Annotated in this window: 21 protein-coding genes and 1 pseudogene; 8 read left to right on the top strand and 14 right to left on the bottom strand. The window is 68.4% G+C overall.

From position 1 onward, the window contains the following. Positions 1-52: 52 nt before the first annotated feature. The 3 genes from L1081_RS02795 to L1081_RS02785 all read right to left on the bottom strand — a co-directional run bounded on the left by L1081_RS02795 (position 53) and on the right by L1081_RS02785 (position 1,690). Entirely contained in the window at positions 53-850 is a 798-nt protein-coding gene (locus L1081_RS02795) for an enoyl-CoA hydratase/isomerase family protein (RefSeq protein WP_319426959.1), read from the bottom strand. A 68-nt stretch (positions 851-918) separates the two neighbouring features. Then, positions 919-1,344, bottom strand: coding sequence for a hypothetical protein (locus L1081_RS02790; protein WP_489415090.1), 426 nt, complete (start codon positions 1,342-1,344; stop codon positions 919-921). 73 nt (positions 1,345-1,417) lie between these two features. After that, the gene (locus tag L1081_RS02785) at positions 1,418-1,690 is read right to left on the bottom strand and encodes a DUF2164 domain-containing protein (RefSeq protein WP_489415089.1); all 273 of its coding nucleotides are present in this window, start codon (positions 1,688-1,690) and stop codon (positions 1,418-1,420) included. A gap of 97 nt (positions 1,691-1,787) precedes the next feature. On the opposite strand from L1081_RS02785, the gene L1081_RS02780 reads away from it, so the two are divergent. Continuing rightward, a complete protein-coding gene (locus tag L1081_RS02780) occupies positions 1,788-1,994 on the top strand; it encodes a hypothetical protein (protein WP_489415088.1) in 207 nt (68 codons plus the stop codon). 18 nt (positions 1,995-2,012) lie between these two features. Here the strand turns inward: L1081_RS02780 and L1081_RS02775 are convergent, their stop codons facing one another. Together L1081_RS02775 and L1081_RS02770 are read right to left on the bottom strand one after the other, a co-directional pair. Beyond that, on the bottom strand, positions 2,013-2,912 hold the full coding sequence (locus tag L1081_RS02775; protein WP_489415087.1) for a DUF808 family protein: 900 nt from the start codon (positions 2,910-2,912) through the stop codon (positions 2,013-2,015). 86 nt (positions 2,913-2,998) lie between these two features. Next, positions 2,999-3,517, bottom strand: a complete 519-nt coding sequence (locus L1081_RS02770; RefSeq protein WP_021008309.1) for a GNAT family N-acetyltransferase — start codon at positions 3,515-3,517, stop codon at positions 2,999-3,001. A 95-nt stretch (positions 3,518-3,612) separates the two neighbouring features. Between L1081_RS02770 and L1081_RS02765 the strand changes: the two genes are divergently transcribed. The 3 genes from L1081_RS02765 to L1081_RS02755 are packed head-to-tail and all read left to right on the top strand — an operon-like array spanning position 3,613 to position 4,318. Next, the gene (locus L1081_RS02765; RefSeq protein ID WP_015866429.1) at positions 3,613-3,762 is read left to right on the top strand and encodes a hypothetical protein; all 150 of its coding nucleotides are present in this window, start codon (positions 3,613-3,615) and stop codon (positions 3,760-3,762) included. Beyond that, positions 3,759-4,040 (top strand): VF530 family DNA-binding protein, encoded by a 282-nt coding sequence (locus L1081_RS02760; protein WP_489415086.1) that lies wholly within the window; start codon positions 3,759-3,761, stop codon positions 4,038-4,040. The genes L1081_RS02765 and L1081_RS02760 overlap by 4 nt, the downstream gene beginning before the upstream one ends. Further along, on the top strand, positions 4,037-4,318 hold the full coding sequence (locus tag L1081_RS02755; protein ID WP_489415085.1) for a 2Fe-2S iron-sulfur cluster-binding protein: 282 nt from the start codon (positions 4,037-4,039) through the stop codon (positions 4,316-4,318). Before L1081_RS02760 ends, L1081_RS02755 begins: the two co-directional genes overlap by 4 nt. 18 nt (positions 4,319-4,336) lie before the next feature. On the opposite strand, the gene L1081_RS02750 is transcribed toward L1081_RS02755, so the two are convergent. Next, positions 4,337-5,530, bottom strand: a complete 1,194-nt coding sequence (locus L1081_RS02750) for an MFS transporter (protein ID WP_489415084.1) — start codon at positions 5,528-5,530, stop codon at positions 4,337-4,339. 167 nt (positions 5,531-5,697) lie between these two features. Between L1081_RS02750 and L1081_RS02745 the strand changes: the two genes are divergently transcribed. Next, positions 5,698-6,372, top strand: a complete 675-nt coding sequence (locus L1081_RS02745; protein ID WP_489415083.1) for a pseudouridine synthase — start codon at positions 5,698-5,700, stop codon at positions 6,370-6,372. Here the strand turns inward: L1081_RS02745 and L1081_RS02740 are convergent. The 5 genes from L1081_RS02740 to egtB all read right to left on the bottom strand — a co-directional run bounded on the left by L1081_RS02740 (position 6,356) and on the right by egtB (position 10,710). Beyond that, positions 6,356-6,799, bottom strand: a complete 444-nt coding sequence (locus L1081_RS02740; RefSeq protein ID WP_015866434.1) for a universal stress protein — start codon at positions 6,797-6,799, stop codon at positions 6,356-6,358. The genes L1081_RS02745 and L1081_RS02740 overlap by 17 nt on opposite strands. A 107-nt stretch (positions 6,800-6,906) precedes the next feature. Then, positions 6,907-7,659, bottom strand: coding sequence for a 2OG-Fe dioxygenase family protein (locus L1081_RS02735; protein ID WP_319426971.1), 753 nt, complete (start codon positions 7,657-7,659; stop codon positions 6,907-6,909). Then, entirely contained in the window at positions 7,656-7,940 is a 285-nt protein-coding gene (locus L1081_RS02730) for a DUF427 domain-containing protein (protein ID WP_124955857.1), read from the bottom strand. Before L1081_RS02730 ends, L1081_RS02735 begins: the two co-directional genes overlap by 4 nt. Positions 7,941-8,439: 499 nt before the next feature. Further along, positions 8,440-9,450, bottom strand: a complete 1,011-nt coding sequence (egtD, locus tag L1081_RS02725; RefSeq protein WP_489415082.1) for an L-histidine N(alpha)-methyltransferase — start codon at positions 9,448-9,450, stop codon at positions 8,440-8,442. 3 nt (positions 9,451-9,453) lie between these two features. Then, positions 9,454-10,710, bottom strand: a complete 1,257-nt coding sequence (gene egtB / locus L1081_RS02720) for an ergothioneine biosynthesis protein EgtB (RefSeq protein ID WP_489415081.1) — start codon at positions 10,708-10,710, stop codon at positions 9,454-9,456. 178 nt (positions 10,711-10,888) lie between these two features. On the opposite strand from egtB, the gene L1081_RS02715 reads away from it, so the two are divergent. Then, complete coding sequence (locus L1081_RS02715; protein WP_489415080.1) at positions 10,889-12,235, top strand: FAD-dependent oxidoreductase; 1,347 nt, start codon at positions 10,889-10,891, stop codon at positions 12,233-12,235. 45 nt (positions 12,236-12,280) lie between these two features. Here L1081_RS02715 and L1081_RS02710 read toward each other — a convergent pair whose 3' ends face one another. The 3 genes and pseudogenes from L1081_RS02710 to L1081_RS02700 form a co-directional block, all read right to left on the bottom strand. Continuing rightward, positions 12,281-14,185 carry an alkaline phosphatase PhoX gene (locus L1081_RS02710; protein ID WP_489416852.1) on the bottom strand — a complete coding sequence of 635 codons (1,905 nt, stop codon included), beginning with the start codon at positions 14,183-14,185 and terminating at the stop codon, positions 12,281-12,283. 303 nt (positions 14,186-14,488) lie between these two features. Then, positions 14,489-14,800: pseudogene (locus L1081_RS02705) on the bottom strand (thermonuclease family protein); the annotation flags it as partial. 75 nt (positions 14,801-14,875) lie between these two features. Then, complete coding sequence (locus tag L1081_RS02700) at positions 14,876-16,567, bottom strand: long-chain-fatty-acid--CoA ligase (RefSeq protein WP_489415079.1); 1,692 nt, start codon at positions 16,565-16,567, stop codon at positions 14,876-14,878. A gap of 238 nt (positions 16,568-16,805) precedes the next feature. Here L1081_RS02700 and L1081_RS02695 point away from each other — a divergent pair, with 238 nt between their 5' ends. Both L1081_RS02695 and L1081_RS02690 read left to right on the top strand, forming a co-directional pair. Next, the gene (locus tag L1081_RS02695; protein WP_489415078.1) at positions 16,806-17,246 is read left to right on the top strand and encodes an OsmC family peroxiredoxin; all 441 of its coding nucleotides are present in this window, start codon (positions 16,806-16,808) and stop codon (positions 17,244-17,246) included. A 46-nt stretch (positions 17,247-17,292) separates the two neighbouring features. Further along, positions 17,293-18,270: a tripartite tricarboxylate transporter substrate-binding protein gene (locus tag L1081_RS02690; protein WP_489415077.1), complete on the top strand. Its 978-nt coding sequence runs from the start codon at positions 17,293-17,295 to the stop codon at positions 18,268-18,270. The last annotated feature ends 119 nt before the right edge of the window (positions 18,271-18,389 follow it).

The raw sequence follows: 18,389 nt of genomic DNA, 5'->3' as shown, positions 1-18,389 counted from the left end.
CGCCGTACTGCTGCGAACGCGACAAAGCCCGCAAGAGGCCTGAGGCGCGCCGTCAGCCGAAGTTCGGCGCGCGCCGTTCGCGCAGCGAGGCCACGCCCTCGCGCACGTCGGCACCCGCAAAGCCCATGAATTCGAGCGCCAGCGAGGCATCGAAGGTCGGGCCGGCCTGGCGCAGCCAGTTGTTGAGCGCGTACTTGGTCAGGCGGATCGCGCTCTGGCTGCCGACCGCGAGCCGGTCGGCCACTTCGTAGGCGCGCGCCAGCAGATCGGCCTCGTCCACCGCGAGCGACACCAGGCCGATGCGCTCGGCCTCCGCGCCGCTCACCGGCTCGCACAGCAGCAGGTGGTACTTGGCCTTGGCCATGCCGCACAGGAGCGGCCAGACGATGGCCGCATGGTCGCCCGCCGCCACGCCCAGGCGCGTGTGGCCGTCGACGATCTTCGCGTCCCTGGCGGCAATCGAAATGTCGGCCAGCAGCCCCGCCACCAGGCCCGCGCCCACCGCCGGGCCGTGCATCGCGCTCACGATGGGCTTGTCGCAGTTGATGATGTTGTAGACGAGGTCGCGCGCCTCTTTCCAGACGCGCTGGCGCACCGCGTCGTCGGTGGTCATGTCCTGCACCATCGCCAGGTCGCCGCCGCCCGAGAAGCCCAGCCCTTCGCCCCGCAGCACCGCGCAGCGCACCGTGTCGTCGGCCGCCACGTCGCGCCAGATCTCGGCAAGTTCGCGATGGCCGTCATGGCCCGCCGTGGGCAGCTTGCCATTAGCCGCGCGCATCTGGATGTCGAGCACCGCGCCATGGGCGCCGCGGCGCGTGATGGCAAGGGTCTGGTAGCGTGTGTATTCCATGGCGTGTCTCCGCCCCGCACTGCCTGCCTGCCTGCGGGGACTTTCTTTTGCGTCGAAGGACGGGACGCCTATTTTCGCGCCGCCACCTCGCGGCAGCGCTGCACATTCGCCTCGAAGCGCGGCGCCAGCCCGGGCTCGCACCCATCGCTCGCGGGATTGAGCCTGCACATGCCGACGACCACGTAGTCCATCACCGCCTCGGTGCACATCGGGTACTTGGCCAGATCCGGATTGGCCTGCGCCTTGAAGCCCCAGCGATCGGAGAACTCCACCGTGCGGGCCATCGCGCCGTGGAAGAAGCTGCGGTCCCTGGCGGCAATGGCGGCTTCCATGCGCGGCAGTTCCTCGTTCAGGTAGCCGACCGAATCCAGCGGGAACGACGCGGGGTCCTGCTGGGCGGCCGCGAGGGAAGCGGCCAGGACGAGTGGCAAGGCGGCAAGGGTGCGCAGCAGCGAAGATGGCGCAAAACGCGAAATGGGACGGTGTGGTTGCATGGCTTGGGATTTTGCAACGTTTGGAAGCATCTTTGAACGGCGGGCGATGCTTGTGCGCGACGCCAGGCGCCGGCTATCGGCTCTTTTTCTGCCGCTCGAACTTGCGCCAGTACTGGAACTCGTCCTCGTGCACTTCGAGATCGACCTCCGAGATGCGCGACTGCAGCCGCTCCTGCACGTCGGCCACGGCCTTGTTGTAGACGATGGGGCCGATCTCTTCAAGAAAGAAACCGAGCAGCGCGCCGGCCGCGATGTTGCCGATCTTCTCGTCCATGTTCTCGTTGAAATAGCGCTCGATCGACGCGATGGCCTGCTGGCGTGCTTCCTTGGCGATCTCGATGCTCATGCGGGTTCCCTCCGGTTTTTTGCGCCTCGATTCTGCGGTGCATCCGTCTTGCGACAATGTCGGTCCTGCAGACCCGCACCAGATTCAACCAAGACCCATGGCTTCAAGACAACTCCGCACGCTCGAACGCGGCATCCTCTGCATACTGATCGGCGCCGCCGTGCTGCTGGGGCCGCGCTTCCTGCAAGGCACGCGCTGGTTCGAGATGGTGGCTGGCGCATCGATCGTCGGCTGGTTCGCCCTGGTCCTGGGGGCAGCGCTGATCGTGGTCGACCTGGTGCAGCGCGCCAAGGCGCGGCGTTGAAGGCGGCCGGGCTCCCGCTCAGCGGCGGAGCTTCTTGACGAGTTCGACCACCGCCAGCACCACGGCACCGGCCACGAGGCCGATGCCCGCATTCACCCCCATCGACCCCAGCGCGCCGAACACGCCGCCGGTGGCCGCGGCCCAGTCTTCGACGGCATGGCCGAGGGCCGGCACGCCGTGCACCAGGATGCCGCCGCCCACCAGGAACATGGCCGCGGTGCCGGCGATCGACAGCCCCTTCATGAGCCACGGCGCCGCCGCGAGAATGCCGCGCCCAAAGGCCTGCGCGGCCTTGCTCGCCTGCTGGCTCAGGTAGAGGCCCGCGTCGTCGAGCTTCACGATGCCGGCCACCAGGCCGTAGACGCCGACGGTCATGATCAGCGCAATGCCTGCGAGCACGGTGAACTGCGTGAGAAAGGACTGGCCCTGCACGGTGCCCAGCGTGATGGCGATGATCTCGGCCGAAAGAATGAAGTCGGTGCGCACCGCGCCCTTGATCTTGTCCTTTTCGACCGCGACCACGTCGACGGCCTCGTCGGCCACGGCGCGCTCGTGGCGCGCGGTTTCGGCCTCATGCTCCTGCTTGTGCAGGAACTTGTGGGCGAGCTTCTCGCAGCCTTCGAAGCAAAGGAAGGCGCCGCCCACCATCAAGAGCGGCGTGACCAGCCAGGGCAGCCAGGTGCCGATGGCCAGCGCCGCAGGCACCAGGATGAGCTTGTTGACGAACGAGCCCTTGCACACCGCCCAGACCACCGGCAGCTCGCGGTCGGCCTTGACGCCCGAGACCTGCTGCGCGTTGAGCGCAAGGTCGTCGCCGAGCACGCCGGCCGTCTTCTTGGCGGCAACCTTGGTGAGGATCGAGACGTCGTCCAGGACGGTCGCGATGTCGTCGAGCAGCAGAAGCAGGCTGGTGGCCATGGCAAGGGTCGGTGTGGAAAAAAGAAGCGGCGAGCTTAGCCGCAACCGCGGCGCCCGCCGGCAATACCCGTACGCGGGCGGCAGCGTCAGGCGACGCTGCGCTTGAGGCGGATCTCTTCGACCCGCACGGTGCCCAGCGCGGTGGTCTTGGCGGTCTTCATTTCGCGCTTGAAGCCGGCGAGTTCGTGGAAGCGCATGGCGCGGTCGTTGCGAATGGGCACCCAGACCGTGACCGTGGTGCAGCCCTCTTCCTCGAGGCCTTCGCGCGCGGCGTCCCAGAGGGCGACGCCGATGCCCTTGCCCCAATGCTCGGGCTTGACGTAGATGGCCCAGATCTCACCCGTGGTGGACGGCGTCTTGGGGTCGCGCGAGCGGTCGAAGCCGACGAAGCCGACAATTTCTCCGTCGAGCACCGCCACCTGCACCTGCGGCTCGCTGAACTCGATGGCTTCGCGCCATTTGGCTTCGCGCGAGGCGGGCGCGAGCACGCGCAGCTCTTCTTCGGGCAGGATGCCTTCGTAGGCAGCCTTGGCGGCCAGGGCATGGACTTCGGCGACGGCCTTGGCGTCGCGCATGGTGGCGGGGCGAACTTCGTAATCTGACATGAATGCGGGGAAATCAAAAGGAACTGCGTATTGTCGCCGCACCGCTAAACTGCCCGCTACCACGCCGCATACGCAGCATCAAAAAAGGAGTCGATATGGCCAAGGGTCAACAGCGCGCAAACAAGGAAGCCAAGAAACCGAAGAAGGACACTTCACCGCCCAAGCCGGTGGGCACCGGCGGCATCGAACCCGTCCGCACGATCACCACGGCGGTGATCCCGCGCGGCAAGCTCAAGAACAAGTGACCAACGAATCGCCGGCTCCCGCCAAGCCGGCCCAGCCCCGCAACCCGCTGCACGGGCTCACGCTGGAGGCCATCGTGACGGCGCTGGCCGATCACTACGGCTGGGAGCAGCTCGGCGAACTCGTTCCCATCCGCTGCTTCGCCATCGACCCGAGCGTGGGCTCCAGCCTCAAGTTCCTGCGCAAGACCCCGTGGGCGCGCGAGAAGGTCGAAAGCCTCTATCTCTTCATGCTGCGCGAACAGCGCCGCGAGCAGCAGCAACAGCCTCCGCAGCGATGAGGGTCCGGCTCGAACCGTCGGGCCTCGGCTTCGACGCCGAGGCCGGCACCACGCTTCTGAAATCGGCCGAGGCGGCCGGCATCGAGATGCCGAGCTCCTGCCGCAACGGCACCTGCCGCACCTGCATCTGCCAGCTGGTGGCGGGCTCCATCCGCCACATCGTCGAATGGCCCGGCCTGAGTGCCGAGGAAAAGGCCGAGGGCTGGATCCTGCCCTGCGTGGCCGAGGCGCAGAGCGACCTCACGATCGATGCGCCCCAGGCGTTTTCGGTCTTCTGAAGGCCGCGGCGCGGCGCCCTACTTGGCCGCCGCGGGCATCGCGACCACCAGCCGGTCGCGCTGCGCCAGCGATGGAAACAGCTTGAACCAGCCCAGCGCGACCATCATGGTTCCCACGCCGCCCACCACCACCGAGCCCACCGGCCCGAGCAGCGCCGCCGTGGCGCCCGATTCGAACTCGCCCAGCTGGTTGCTGGCGCCGATGAAGATCGAATTGACCGCACTCACACGGCCGCGCATCGCGTCCGGCGTCTCGAGCTGGACCAGGGTCTGGCGGATCACCACATTGACCATGTCGGCCCCGCCGGACACCGCCAGCGCGATCAGCGAGACGATGAAGCTGCGCGAAATACCGAACACCACCATGCAGAGCCCGAAGAGCCCGACGGCCATCAGCAGCGTGCGGCCGATGTTGCGCTCGATGGGCCGCCGCGTGAGGGCGATCGACATCACCAGCGCGCCCACCGCCGGCGCGCCGCGCAGCAGGCCGAGCCCCCAGGGCCCCGTGTGCAGGATGTCCTTGGCGTAGATCGGCAGCAGCGCCACCGCACCGCCCAGCAGCACCGCGAAGAGATCGAGCGAGACGGCGCCGAGCACCGGCTTGCGCTTCCAGATGAAATCGACGCCCGCAAACACCGTGGCCAGCGTGACCGGCTCCCGCGCCGCCGGCGTGTAGGCATAGCGCAGCCGCAGCACCAGCACGCAGGCCACCGCGAAGCACAGCACGCTGGCGCCGTACACCACCGCCATGCCCGCCACGAACAACAGGCCGCCGAGCGCCGGCCCGCCGATGATCGCGCCCTGCATGCCGGCTGAACTGAAAGCCATGGCGCGCGGCAGCATGGCGGGCGGCACCAGCAATGGCGTCAGCGCCTGCTGCGCCGGCATCTGGAAGGCGCGCACCGCGCCCAGCACCAGCGACAGCCCCAGCAGCAGGCCGCGCGTGTCGAAGCGCTGCACCACCGCGAGCAGCAGCACCAGCGCCACCAGCCCCTGCACCGCAAAACAGGCCGCCACGATGCGGCCGCGATGGTGGCGGTCGACCACGTGGCCGGCCAGCAGCGCGAGCAGCAAGGCAGGCACGAACTGGTACAGGCCCACCAGCCCGAGGTCCCAGGCGCTGCCGGTGAGCTCGTACATATGCCAGCCGATGGCCACCAGCAGCATCTGCGAGGCCGCCGTGCCGAAGAGCCGCGCCACCCACATCTGCATGAACGGGCGCTCGCGCCTGAGTTCGGTAAAGCTCGGGGGTGGGGGGACGGAGGCGGAAACGGAGGCTGGGGAGACGGGGCCGGACATTCGCCCGAGGATAGCCTAGGCTTCATGAGCCTTGCGTGAGCGCAGGCTCTGCGCTCTCCTCTCTACACTCCCGCCTACCCATGCCGGACATCGACCTCATCCACGAAGACGTCCACCTGCTGGTTTTGAACAAGCCCGCCGGCCTGCTCTGCGTGCCCGGGCGGGGCGAAGACAAGCAGGACTGCCTGAGCGCGCGCGCCATGCGTCGCTGGCCCGACGCGCTGATCGTGCATCGGCTCGACATGGCGACCAGCGGGCTGGTGCTGATGGCGCGCGGCGCCGCCATGCAGCGCGCACTCGGCGATGCCTTTGCCGAGCGCCGCGTGCACAAGCGCTACGAGGCCATCGTGGATGGCGCGCTGCCGGTGAAAGACGAATGGTCGATCATCGATGCGCCGCTGATGGCCGACTGGCCGAACCGTCCGCTGCAGAAGGTGGACCCGGCCGGCAAGCCCAGCCTCACGCGATGGCGTGCGCTGTCTTCAGCTTCAGCGACGGGCGGAAGGGCCGAGGCCACGCACCTGCTGCTGGAGCCGCTCACGGGGCGCTCGCATCAATTGCGCGTGCATCTGCTGTCGATCGGCCATCCGATCCTGGGAGACGCGCTCTACGGCAACGCCGCCGTCCAGGCGCGTGCGCCGCGACTGCTGCTGCATGCCAGCGAACTGGGTTTCGTGCATCCGGTCACGCAGCAGGCCCTTTGCTTGCAGAGCCCGCCGGACTTCTCCGGCACCTCTTTTACAGCCCGCCCTTGACCACGAGCACCGGCATGGGCGCGTCCTGCAGCACGCGCTGCGTGACGCTGCCCAGCAGCAGCTTTTCGATGCCGCTGCGCCCGTGCGAGCCCATCACGATCAGGTCGGCCGCAATGGCAATGGCGGTGTCGACGATGCCTTCGTGCACCACGTGGCCATCGATCACGCGCTGGTCGCTGTGCAGGCCTTCGGCGGCGAGCGCCGCGACGCCGCGGGCGAGTGCCGCATTCGCGCTGGCCGTGGCCGCGGCCAGGTATTCGTTCTGGCCCAGCGCATAGTCCGCACCCACGCCGATGAAGGGATAGTTGTCGATCACGTGGATCAACGTGATGCGGCTTCCGAACGCCAGCGCCAGGCCGCTGGCCTTGCTGACCGCGAGCATGGAAGTTTCGGAGCCGTCGATCGGAACCAGGATGTGATTGAACATGGCGGACCTCACTTTTTCGTTCGCGGACAGGCGCGGCTCGCAACCGAGCCGGGCCCCGAATTTAACCTCTGCGCCGGAGAGTGGCTGTAGGACTCAAGCCAGCGGGATCAATCCCCCTGGAAACCCTCGGCGCGGCAGGTGACGACGAGCGTGTCCCGCCAGCCGGCGCCGCCCTCCTCGAGCGGCTGGATCGGCGTGGACTCGTGGATCACGCGCGCGTCGTCGAGCAGGAGCAGCGTCCAGGGCTCGGTCATGGTGAAGCGCTCGCCGCGGCGTCCGCTGGCTTCGAACACCCGCGTTTCGCCGCCCTTGATGCCGCTGCGCCCGACCAGTGCCACTGCCACCAGGTCGACGCCGTCGCGGTGCGCGCCTTCGGGCGTGGGCCGGCCGATGCCGCCCGCGGTGTCGATGCGGAACTGGTGCGCCTCGACGAACCACGGCTGCGCCGCCGCCGCGCCGCGCATGCCGCTCGCGGCTTCGCCCAGGCGCTGCAGCAGGCGCTGCCAGGCTGGCTGCGCCACGGTGGCTTCGTGCATGGGCGCGAACCAGCGCTGCATGCCGCCATGCAGCGCGTTGTATTCGACCGGCTGCCAGTGCGCGCGGTGCGGCGCCTGCGCGATTGAATCGCCTTCGACCGTGAAACAGGCGTGGCGCCGCGTGCGATAGCGGCCGCCGTCCTTCAGGTATTCGTCTGGCGGGAGATCGTTCCAGTCGGCATGCAGCGCTTCGAGTTGTTCGAGCGGCACGCCCAGCCAGTCGCTCACGCCTTGCGGGCTCAGCACGGCATAGCCCTGTTCGCGCAGCGCGGCCTGCAGCTCGGCAGGCTGGACGAAGGGTGGAGCGAACGCGGCCGTGGTCACGACGCGGTGACTTTCACGTCCTTCCAGAACGCCACGCGGTCGCGGATTTCCTCGGCCTCGGGCTTCGGGTCTGCGTAGTACCAGGCGGCGTCGGTGTTGAGCTCGCCGTTGACCAGCAGCGAGTAGTAGCTAGCCGTGCCCTTCCAGGCGCAGGTGGTCTTGTGGTTGCTGAAGGTCACGTGGTCGCGATTGAGCGAGCTCATCGGGAAATAGTGGTTGCCTTCGACGAGCACGGTGTCGTCGCTTTCGGCGATGGTGACGCCGTTCCAGGTTGCTTTCATGTCTTGCACTCCAAGGGGCGGGTGGCGCGGGGCGCAGTTGGCGGGTGCGCCCCGCACGGGGAAGGGATATTGTGCCCGTTGCTTTTGGCGGGGATTTTGTGTGGCTTATGGGTTTTGTTTTCCGGAGCCGGGACTCGCTCCGGCGGGCGACCTACTTTTCTTTGCTTCGCTCGGCCACCAAGCCACCGCGGCGCTGCGCGCCGCGGTGGTTGGTATTGGCTGTTGTGGGTTGGTATTGGGCCGAGCGAAGCGAAGGCCGCCCGCTCCCACCCCTTCTGTATGCGCCGAGGAGCGGAGCGTTTCGCGGATCAGGGCCGCAGCTGTTTGAGCGAAGCGAGTTCTGCGGACCCCGCGAAACGCGAGCACCGCAGGTTGCCCCGTAGCGCAGCGAAGGGGTCGCAGACAGTAGGGGTCGCCTTTCTTTGCTTACTTTCTTTGGCGAAGCAAAGAAAGTGAGTCGCCCGCCGGGGCGAGACCCGGCCCCGGACCTCAAAACAATTCAAGCCCCCAACCAATGCACGCTGAAGAGCCTCTCCGGATCCGTCCACACCGCCCCCGGCCGGAACCCCGCCTTCACCGCCAACGCCCGCAACCCTTCGACGGTGAACTTGTGCGAGTACTCGGTGTGGATGGTCTCCCCTTCCTCGAACGCAAACCGCTCGCCGTTCAGCGAAACGATCTGGTCCCGCCGGCTCACCAGGTGCATCTCGATGCGCTGCTTCGGCGCGTTGTAGAACGCCGCGTGCGCAAAGCCGTCGAGGTCGAAGTTCGCGTCGAGCTCGGCATTGGCGCGCCGCAGCAGGTTGAGGTTGAACGCCGCGGTCACGCCCTGCGCGTCGTTGTAGGCCGCATGCAGGCGGGCCGGGTCCTTCACCAGGTCGACGCCGATCAGCAGCCCGCCGCCGCGCAGCATGCGCGCCGCGAGTTGCAGGAAGGCCAGCGCCTCGTCGGGTTCGAAATTTCCGATCGTCGAGCCGGGGAAAAAACCCACGCGCTTGCCCGCACCGGCGAGCGGCGCGGGCAGCACCAGCGGCATCGTGTAGTCCGCCGCAATCGGCTGCACCGCCAGCTGCGGGTAGTCGGCCCTGAGCCGCTCGGCGGCCGCCGCCAGGTGCTCGCCGGAAATGTCGATCGGCAGGTAGCGCCTGGGCGTCTCGAGTGCATCGAGCAGCAGCCGCACCTTGGTGAGCGAGCCGGCGCCGAACTCGACGATCTCGGCGCCTGGTCCCACCTGCGCGGCGATCTCGCCCGCGCATTCGCCGAGGATGCGCAGTTCGGTGCGCGTGGGGTAGTACTCGGGCAGCTCGCAGATGCGGTCGAACAACTGCGAACCCGCGGCGTCATAAAAATACTTGGGCGAAATGCTGCGCGGCCTGCGCGCAAGGCCCGCCTGCATCTCGCGGCCGAACTCGGAGAGCCCTGCGCCTTCCGGGGCGGGCGCGACAGGCTGGCGCGGCTGCTGTTGGGCGGCGGCAAACGAAAGAGAGGACGAGGAGCTTGGATTGCGCATGATTCAGATGTCTTTCGCGAGCCGCAGCCCCGAGAACTGCCAGCGCGCCGCCGGCGGAAAGAAATTGCGGTAGCTGGGCCGCGTGTGCCCGGCCGGGGTGGCCACGCTGCCGCCACGCAGCACCAGTTGACCCACCATGAACTTGCCGTTGTATTCGGCCGCGATGCCGGGCATGGGCCTGAAGCCGGGATACGGGTCGTAGGAGGAGCGCGTCCACTGCCAGACATGGCCGGTCATCTGCGAGATGCCGGCCGCATCGAAGGCCGCTTCCCATTCGAATTCGGTGGGCAGGCGCGCACCGGCCCATTCGGCATATGCGGCGGCCTCGTAGAAGCTCAGCTGCGACACGGGCGCGTCGGCTTCCATCGGCCGCAGGCCATGCAGGCCGAACACCTGCCAGCCGCCCTGCGGCTGCTGGGTTTGCAGCCGGGGATCGTCGGCGGCCAGCCAATAGGCCGGATGGCGCCAGCCTTGCGCCTGCACCGCCGCCCAGCCGTCGGAAAGCCAGAGCTCGGGGCGCCGGTAGCCGCCATCGGCGATGAACTGCGCATAGTCGCCGCAACTCACCAGCCGGTCGGCAATGGCATAGGGCTGCAGCAGGGCCGCATGGCGCGGCGTTTCGTTGTCGAAGGCAAAGCCCTGCTGCGGCCCCTCATGTCCCACCTGCACCATGCCGCCGGGCTGCGGCAGCCAGCGCATGGCCGGCGGCACGGCGGCCAGCCGCAGCGCGGGCCCTGCCGCGGGCCGGTAGGCGGGCAACAGCGGGTTGCACGACAAGGCATGCAGGATGTCGGTGAGCAGCAGCTCCTGGTGCTGCTGCTCATGGTGCAGCCCGAGCGTGACGATGGGTTCGATGGCCGCCCAGTCGCGCTCGCCGTCGCCGCCGTCGAGCAACGCCAGCACCGCCTCGTCGACATGGGCGCGGTAGGCATGCACCTCGTCGACCGAAGGCCGCGTGAGCAGCCCCCGCTGCGGGCGCGGATGGCGCGGGCCGAGCGCTTCGTAGTACGAGTTGAATAGGTAATGAAACCGCTCGTCGAAAGGCCGGTAGCCCGCCGCATGCGGCTGGAGCAGCACGGTCTCGAAGAACCAGGTCGTGTGCGCGAGATGCCATTTGGTCGGGCTCGCGTCGGGCATCGACTGGATGCACTGGTCTTCGGCGGAGAGCGGCGCGGCGAGTGCCAGGCTGGCGGCGCGCACTTCGCGGAACTTGCCGCGCAATGCGCTCGCCGCCTGGGTGATCGGCCGGGAAAGCGTCATGGTGTCTCCAGTCGGGTCAACCGCAATTTGTAGCCGATGGCCGTTGCAGCAGCGCGTAGGACAAGTTCGCGCCCTTGAAGCGCCGTGTCACGCCGCGCCGCAGTGCAGGCATCGGTGGGGGGAGCCACTTTGGCACAAGTTCGGCCGGCGTGCAGGGCGGCTGCGTATCATCTGTTCGATGCAAACGACCAACGCCTCCGCCCGCCCCCATGTCGTCATCGTCGGCTGCGGATTCGGCGGGCTCGAAGCCGCCCGCCGGCTCGAAAGCGCCGACGTGGACGTGACGGTGATCGAAAAGACCAACCACCACCTGTTCCAGCCCCTGCTCTACCAGGTGGCGACCGCCGGCCTGGCCGCGCCGTCGATCGCGGCGCCGGTGCGGGCCCTGTTCCGGCAGCAGCCGCGCATCACCACGCTGCTCGGCGAAGTGAGCGCCATCGATCCGGCCGCGCGCGCGGTCCGGCTGGCCAACGGCAGCGTCGTGAGCTACGACCACCTGGTGGTCGCGGCCGGCGCGGCCCACAGCTATTTCGGGCATGACGAATGGGCGCCCCTGGCGCCGGGCCTCAAGACGCTGTCGGATGCCTTCGAGATCCGCCGCCGCGTGCTGATGTCCTACGAGGCGGCCGAAACCGCCACCGACCCCGAGCACCGCCGCGCCCTGCTCACCTTCGTGGTGATCGGCGCCGGCCCCACGGGGGTCGAGATGGCCGGCACGCTGGCCGAGATCGCCAAGCACACGCTGGCCGGCGAGTTCCGCCGCATTGACCCGGGCAGCGCGCAGGTGCTGCTGATCGAGGGCGGGCCGCGCGTGCTGCAGGCCATGCCCGAGAGCCTGAGCCAGAAGGCGCTGGAGCAGCTCCAGCGGCTCGGCGTCGAGGTGCGGCTCAATGCGCGCGTGACCGCCATCGACGCCACCGGCCTCGAAGTGGAGGTCGGCGGCGGCCCCGGCGACGCTTCTGCCAGCAGCTACCGCATCGACAGCAACTGCGTGGTGTGGGCGGCCGGCGTGGCGGCGTCGCCGCTCGGGCGCATGCTCGGCGAGGCGACCGGTGCCGAATGCGACCGCGCGGGCCGCATCAAGGTCGAGCCCGACCTGAGCCTGCCCGGCCATCCCGAGATCAGCGTGGTGGGCGACCTGGCCGCGGCCCTGAGCTATGCGCCCGGCAAGCCGCCCAAGCCGGTGCCCGGCGTATCGCCCGGCGCCAAGCAGATGGGCCGGGCGGCGGCCGCCAACATTCTTCGCCGCATCGCGGGCGAGCCGACGGTGCCTTTCCGCTACCGGGACTACGGCAACCTGGCCACCATCGGCCGCAACTCGGCGGTGGTGGACCTGGAAACGCCCCTCGGCCCGCTGCGCTTCAGCGGCCGGCTCGCATGGCTGTTCTGGCTGTTCGCGCACGCGTACTTCCTGATCGGATTCCGCAACCGCATCGTGGTGATGATGGACTGGGCCAGCGCCTACTGGAGCTTCCAGCGCAATGCGCGCGTGGTGGCGGACGTGCAGGGCAAGAGCGAGTCCTAGCGGCACGCCCGAAGGCCTCTTCGGAGCGCCCTGCCCCTTCCCGCCTCAGGTTCCGATCACGCCGCCGTCGTTCTTCGTGATGGCGACCGTCGCCGAGCGCGGGCGCCCGGCGCCGTCCGGCCACTTCGACACGGCGAGCGGACGTTCCGGGTCGCTGCGCTCGTTGGCCGGCTCGCCCGGATGCTGCACGTTGATGAAGAGCGTGCGCAGATCCGGCGTGGCCGTGAGGCCCGTGATCTCGCAGCCGGCCGGCCCGAGAAGGAAGCGGCGGATTTCGCCCTGGGTCGGGTCGCAGGCCAGCATCTGGTTGTTCGGCAGGTTGGCGTATTCGCCCTTGCCGAGCGTGGAGGTCGAGACGTCGGTCTGGATCCACAGCACACCGCGCGCATCGACCATCAGGCCATCGGGGCTGCCGAAGGCGTCGCCCTTGATGTTGCCCTGCGCTTCGTAGCGCGGCTGCTTCGGATCACCCGCAAGCACGAGATGGTTCCAGGCGAACTTCGTCGCATCGAGGTCGCCGCTTTCCTTCCAGCGAATGATCTGGCCCATCGTGTTGTTGGAGCGCGGATTGGCCGCGTCCATGAAGGGCTGGCCCGGCGCGCCGCGGTTGCTGTTGTTGGTGAGCGTGCAGTAGACCTCCTTCGTCAGCGGATCGACGGTGGTCCATTCGGGGCGGTCCATCCTGGTGGCGCCCAGCAGGTCGCTGGCCTGGCGCGCCTTGATGAGCACGTCGCCCTGGCTCGCGAAGCCCTTGTCGGCGACGAGCCCGTTCCTGCCCTGCACCAGCGGCAGCCACTCGCCGGTGCCGTCCACGTCGAAGCGGCCCACATAGAGCGTGCCGTGGTCGAGCAGGTCGCGGTTGGCGGCCGCGCCGCCGGGCTGCACCTTGTCGCGGCTCACGAACTTGTAGATGTATTCGAAGCGCGAGTCCTCGCCCATGTAGATGACCGCGCGGCCATCGTTGGTGAGCGCGGTGGCGGCGCCTTCGTGCGCGGCCCGGCCGAGCGCGGTGCGCTTGCGCGGCGTCGACGCCGGGTCCTGCGGATCGATCTCGACCACCCAGCCGTAGCGGTTCGATTCGTTCGGGTGCTTCGCCACGTCGAAGCGCTCTTCGTGCTCGTGCCAGCGGTACTTGGCGCCATTGCCCTTCTTGATGCCCCAGCGCTTCTGGTGCGCGTCGGGCGCATCGGTGCCTTCGAAGTAGTCGGCGAAATTTTCTTCGCAGGTCAGGTAGGTGCCCCACGGCGTCTGGCCGTTCGAGCAGTTGTTGTAGGTGCCCAGCACCTGCGTGCCCGTGGGGTCGGCCGCGGTGCGCAGCATCGGGTGGCCGGCGGCGGGGCCGGTGAGCGTCATCGGCGTGAGCGCGGTGATGCGGCGCGCGAAGCGCGAAGGCAGCACCTGCGTCCACTTCGTGCCTTCGCGCTGCAACTCGATCACCGAGACACCATGCGCGTTCATCGACTTGCGCACCTTCTCGGGCGTCCAGGTCTTCATGCCGTCCGGGTGCAGCAGGCCGTCGTCGACATATTCATGGTTCAGCACCAGCAGGCCGCGGTTCGATCCGCCCTGCGGAAAGAAGGCCATGCCGTCGTGATGCATGCCGGCCTGCAGGGCCTGCTCGTCCGCGGTGTTGGAGGCGTCGGTCTTGAAGGCGGGCATGCGGCCGGCGATGCCGGTGGCGTCGCCCCAGCGGTAGAGCACCTGCGCGCTGTAGCCCTCGGGTACGACGACGCGGTCGACGGCGGCCATGGGCACGCTCTTGAAGCCGATGGCCCGGCCCAGCGTGCTGACCGAACTGCCGGTGGTGGCGCAGCCGGCCAGCGTGCCGGCCGCCAGCGGCCCGAAGAGGCCGGCCACTGCCGCCGCCAGGCCGCCGCGCACGAACACGCGGCGCTTCGGGTCGGACACTTCGTGGATGGTGGGGTTGGCGGAGGGGTTGGAGTCTTCCATCCGCTCGAAATCTTTGGCCATCTTTTTGTCGTCATGGGGTTGCGAGAACCCGCGATGGTCTCGCGTCCGCATGAAGCCCCCATGACAGCGGCCCGGAGGCTCAGAAGAAGCCGTCGCTCCAGTGGGCCTCGCGCTGCTGTCTGCGCCAATCCCAGGGCGCAACCGGCTTCGAGCCGGTCCACAGCCCCAGGCCTTGCGCACGCGCGGCATCCTGAGCCCGCCTCCGCGCTTGGTCGCAATGCCGTCGTAGTCGTACACCCAGGCCCAGCCGCCGGACACCATGCGGCTGGCGGCGTCCTCGCCGTTGCACGCCACGTCGGCCACCATGCGGCCGTAGCGGTCGGTGTCGCGCGGCGTGATCTGCGCCTCTTCGGCGTAGCAGAGCCGGCTCAGCGCCTGCCGGCTGCGCTGGCCATAGGGCTGCTTGCTTTCGGGTGCATCGATCGCGGCGATGCGCACCTTGATCTGCTCATAGGAGCCGGCGTGCCCGCAGCGCGCCGTGAGCGTGTCGCCGTCGCTGATGCCGACAACCACGCAATTGCGGGGCGCGGCATGAGCCAGCAGCGGCAGGAAGGCGAAGGCGAAAGGAAGAAGAAAGACGGGGCGAAAGCGCATGCAGGCAGGAGCGGAACGGACACGTTGCAAGGAGCGTTGATTCTCGGCGCGAAGTGGCCGCCCCATCCGGCTGAATCATTTGTTTTCGTCTTCCTGCAGCAGCCGCCACATGACCTTGCCGCTGCCGCTCTTGGGCAGCGCGTCGACGAACTGCACCTTGCGCGGGATCTTGTAGACCGCCATGTTCTCGCGGCACCAGTCGATGATCTGCTGCTCGGTGGTGTCCTTGTGCGTGGCGCGCAGCACCACCACCGCCTTGACCGATTCGCCGCGGTAGTCGTCCCTGGTGGAAATGACGCAGGCCTCCTGGATCGCGGGATGGCGGAACATCAGCAGCTCGACCTCGGCCGGCCAGACCTTGAAGCCGCTCGCGTTGATCATGCGCTTCAAGCGGTCGGTCATGAAGAAGTAGCCGTCCTCGTCCATGCGGCCCATGTCGCCCGAACGGAAGAAGCGCTTGCCCTCGAACTCGACGAAAGCCGCCTGGGTGGCGTCGGGGCGCTTCCAGTAGCCCTGGAACACCTCGGGGCCATGGATGATGATCTCGCCCGATTCGCCGACCGGCATTTCGGCCAGCGTGTCGGGGTCGACCACGCGCGCATCGGTGCTCATGAACGGAATGCCCAGGCACTGCTGCTTGGGGTGGTCCGATGGGTTGGTGTGCGAAGGCGCGGCGGTTTCGGTGAGGCCGTAGCCCTCCTGGTACTTGAGGCCGTACTGCTCGAAGAGGCGCTGCGCCACGGCCTGCGGCATGGCCGCGCCGCCGCCGCCGATGTGCGTGATGCTCGACAGGTCGTAGCTCGCGAAGTTCGGGCTGGCCATGAGGTCGATCACCATGGTGGGGATGTTGGTCCAGCTCGTGACCTTCCAGCGCGAGATGAGCCGGCCCGCCACCTCGCGGTCCCAGCGCGGCATGATGACCAGCGTGGCCGCAGCCAGGATGGAGGTGTGCATCATGCTCACCACGCCCGTGATGTGGAACATGGGCACCACCGCCAGCACCACCGCTTCCGAGGTGGCCTGGCCCCAGAGCTGGCTGGCCACCGCGTTGTGCATGAGACTCGAATGATGGTGCACGCAGCCCTTGGGCAGGCCGGTGGTGCCGCTGGTGTAGGGCAGCAGGGCCATGTCGTTGGCGCCCACCACATGCTCGGGCGCCGCATGGCCGGCTTCGAGCGCCTCGGTCCAGGCCATGGCCTTGCCGCCCGCGAGCTCGGGCAGCGGATGGCGCGTGGCGAGCCACTCTTTCCAGGCCGGCGCGGGAGCGTCGTCGCCGCTCGCCTCGGCGTCGAAGGCGTCGGTGAACTGGGTGACGATCATGTGGGCCAGCTGCTGCCCGGGCGGCAGCGCGTTGCTGGCCTTGGCGAGCTCGCCGGCCAGGTCGCCGGTGGTGATGGCCACCCGGGCGTCGGGGTCGACGATGTAGTGCTTGAGCTCCTCGGCCCGGTTCATCGGGTTGACCGGCACCACCACCGCATTGGCGCGCAGGATCGCGAAATGCGCGATCACGAGCTGCGGGCAGTTCTGCATGTCCAGCACCACGCGGTCGCCGCGTTTCACGCCCAGGGCATGCAGCGTGCCGGCCAGGCGCTCGACCTGGTCCGCGAAGCCGCGGTAGCTCAGCACCCGGCCGAAGAAGACCAGCGCGGCCTTGTCCGGGTAGCGCGCCGCCGAAGTTGCGAGGTTGTGCCACAGCGAGGTGGCGGGAACGGTGATCGAATGCGGGAGGCGCTTGGGCCAGAACTTGTGGTGCGGGCGTGGTTGCATGGTCAAGGCGGGCGGGCGAGGAAGACAGAGAGAAGGAAGACAGGCCGCAGCCTAAGCCGAGCCGCGTGCCGCTCCCATCGGGGAAGCCCCCGGGAGCGTCACCTTGGCGACGCCCTGCCCGCCATTGCGCAGCCTTCGCAATCTTCATCGCATGCGCCCTGCGACTACAGACAAGCGCGGCGTTCCGCGCGATACCTGCGTCTCCCACCACCCGTCACCCGAATGAAGGAGAGTTTTCATGGCAGCAGACAAGCACGCAAGCGTTCACTGGGAAGGCGCCGGCAAGACCGGCAAGGGCCAGGTCAGCACCGAGACCGGCGCCCTCAAGGACTACCCCTACGGCTTCGCAAGCCGCTTCGAGGACGACAAGCGCGGCACCAACCCCGAGGAGATCGTCGGCGCGGCCCATGCGGCCTGCCTGACGATGGCCTTAGCCTTCGCGCTGGAGAAAGAGGGCTTCACCGCCACCCGCATCGACACCAAGGCCGCTGTGCGGCTGGCCAAGGACGGCGAAGGCTTCAAGATCGACCGCATCGCGCTCGAGCTCGACGCCGCCGTGCCGAAGCTCGAAGAAGCGAAGTTCCAGCAGATCGCGGCCGCCGCCAAGGCCGGCTGCCCGCTGTCGAAGGCGCTGGCGAGCGTGCCGGAAATCACGCTGAAGGCCACGCTCGCGGGCTGAGCCGCTGCTTATGATCGTCTCCACTTGAAAAAAGAGGAGACGATCCATGACCCGACCCGTGCGCGCCGCCATCCTGGCGGCTTTTTCAATCGCCTCGTTCGCCATCGGCGGCGCCGCCCTGGCCGCCTACCCCGACAAGCCGATCAAGGTCGTCATCGGCTTTCCGGCCGGCGGCCCGCTCGACCAGCATGCGCGCCTTCTGACCGACAAGCTGCAGGCGGTGCTGGGCCAGCCGCTGATCGTCGACTACAAGCCTGGCGCGGGCGGCTCGGTGGGCGCCGATGCGGTCGCCAAGAGCCCCGCCGACGGCTACACGCTGATGCTGGCCAACACCGGCGTGGCCGTGATCAACGGCGCGCTCTACAGCAAGCTGCCCTACAACACGCAGCGCGACTTCGTGCCCATTGCACGCACCGCGATGCAGCCGCTCGCCCTGCTGGTCACGCCCAAGCTGCCGGTGCAGAACCTGCGGCAGTTCGTCGACTACGCCAAGGCACGGCCCGGCCAGGTCAACTACGGCTCGGCCGGCAACGGCGGCATCAGCCACCTGGTGCCCGAGATGTTCAAGACCGCGACGGGCATCTTCATGGTGCACATCCCGTATCGCGGCAGCGCTCCGGCCTTTACTGACCTGATGGGTGGGCAGGTGCAGTTCATGGCCGAGTCGATTCCGCAGGCCGCCAACTATCACAAGCAGGGCAAGGTGCGCGCGCTGGCCGTGACCAGCCGCGAGCGCAACCCCGCTTTGCCGGATGTGCCAACTGTCATCGAGTCGGGCGTCAAGGGCTTCGAGGTGGTGGGCTTCTACGGTTTCTTCGCACCCAAGGACACGCCCAGGGACGTGGTCGCCAGGCTCAGCGAGGCGTTCAAGCAGGTGCTGACGAGCGCCGAGGTGCGCGACCGGATGGTGAGCCAGGGCGCGGACCCGGCCTATCTGGGCAGCGAGGACTTCGCGCGCTTCCTGGCCACCGAGACGCCGCGCTGGGACAAGGCGGTGAAGGCTTCGGGCGCGCGGATGGATTGACCGCTGGCGGTTGGGGCGCTGTCGTTCGGGGCGCTGTTGTCCAGGGCGCGTGCACAGGCCACCGGGTACTCCCCTCCGCGAATGTCCCCCGCCCTTCGGGCTCCTCCTTGATTTCGCTG

This window comes from Variovorax sp. MSC1_012 (assembly GCF_023667525.1).
Lineage (GTDB): Bacteria > Pseudomonadota > Gammaproteobacteria > Burkholderiales > Burkholderiaceae_C > Variovorax > Variovorax beijingensis_B.
The sequence above is the reverse complement of the archived record's forward strand: the minus strand, read 5'-3'. Positions and strand labels throughout refer to the sequence as shown.

Excerpts from the sequence above, each read along its gene's own strand:
- L1081_RS02795 (WP_319426959.1), bottom strand. The coding sequence starts at position 850 with ATGGAATACACACGCTACCAGACCCTTGCCATCACGCGCCGCGGCGCC.
- L1081_RS02790 (WP_489415090.1), bottom strand. The coding sequence starts at position 1,344 with ATGCAACCACACCGTCCCATTTCGCGTTTTGCGCCATCTTCGCTGCTG.
- L1081_RS02785 (WP_489415089.1), bottom strand. The coding sequence starts at position 1,690 with ATGAGCATCGAGATCGCCAAGGAAGCACGCCAGCAGGCCATCGCGTCG.
- L1081_RS02780 (WP_489415088.1), top strand. The coding sequence starts at position 1,788 with ATGGCTTCAAGACAACTCCGCACGCTCGAACGCGGCATCCTCTGCATA.
- L1081_RS02775 (WP_489415087.1), bottom strand. The coding sequence starts at position 2,912 with ATGGCCACCAGCCTGCTTCTGCTGCTCGACGACATCGCGACCGTCCTG.
- L1081_RS02770 (WP_021008309.1), bottom strand. The coding sequence starts at position 3,517 with ATGTCAGATTACGAAGTTCGCCCCGCCACCATGCGCGACGCCAAGGCC.
- L1081_RS02765 (WP_015866429.1), top strand. The coding sequence starts at position 3,613 with ATGGCCAAGGGTCAACAGCGCGCAAACAAGGAAGCCAAGAAACCGAAG.
- L1081_RS02755 (WP_489415085.1), top strand. The coding sequence starts at position 4,037 with ATGAGGGTCCGGCTCGAACCGTCGGGCCTCGGCTTCGACGCCGAGGCC.
- L1081_RS02750 (WP_489415084.1), bottom strand. The coding sequence starts at position 5,530 with ATGCAGATGTGGGTGGCGCGGCTCTTCGGCACGGCGGCCTCGCAGATG.
- L1081_RS02745 (WP_489415083.1), top strand. The coding sequence starts at position 5,698 with ATGCCGGACATCGACCTCATCCACGAAGACGTCCACCTGCTGGTTTTG.
- L1081_RS02740 (WP_015866434.1), bottom strand. The coding sequence starts at position 6,799 with ATGTTCAATCACATCCTGGTTCCGATCGACGGCTCCGAAACTTCCATG.
- L1081_RS02730 (WP_124955857.1), bottom strand. The coding sequence starts at position 7,940 with ATGAAAGCAACCTGGAACGGCGTCACCATCGCCGAAAGCGACGACACC.
- egtD (WP_489415082.1), bottom strand. The coding sequence starts at position 9,450 with ATGCGCAATCCAAGCTCCTCGTCCTCTCTTTCGTTTGCCGCCGCCCAA.
- egtB (WP_489415081.1), bottom strand. The coding sequence starts at position 10,710 with ATGACGCTTTCCCGGCCGATCACCCAGGCGGCGAGCGCATTGCGCGGC.
- L1081_RS02715 (WP_489415080.1), top strand. The coding sequence starts at position 10,889 with ATGCAAACGACCAACGCCTCCGCCCGCCCCCATGTCGTCATCGTCGGC.
- L1081_RS02710 (WP_489416852.1), bottom strand. The coding sequence starts at position 14,185 with ATGGAAGACTCCAACCCCTCCGCCAACCCCACCATCCACGAAGTGTCC.
- L1081_RS02700 (WP_489415079.1), bottom strand. The coding sequence starts at position 16,567 with ATGCAACCACGCCCGCACCACAAGTTCTGGCCCAAGCGCCTCCCGCAT.
- L1081_RS02695 (WP_489415078.1), top strand. The coding sequence starts at position 16,806 with ATGGCAGCAGACAAGCACGCAAGCGTTCACTGGGAAGGCGCCGGCAAG.
- L1081_RS02690 (WP_489415077.1), top strand. The coding sequence starts at position 17,293 with ATGACCCGACCCGTGCGCGCCGCCATCCTGGCGGCTTTTTCAATCGCC.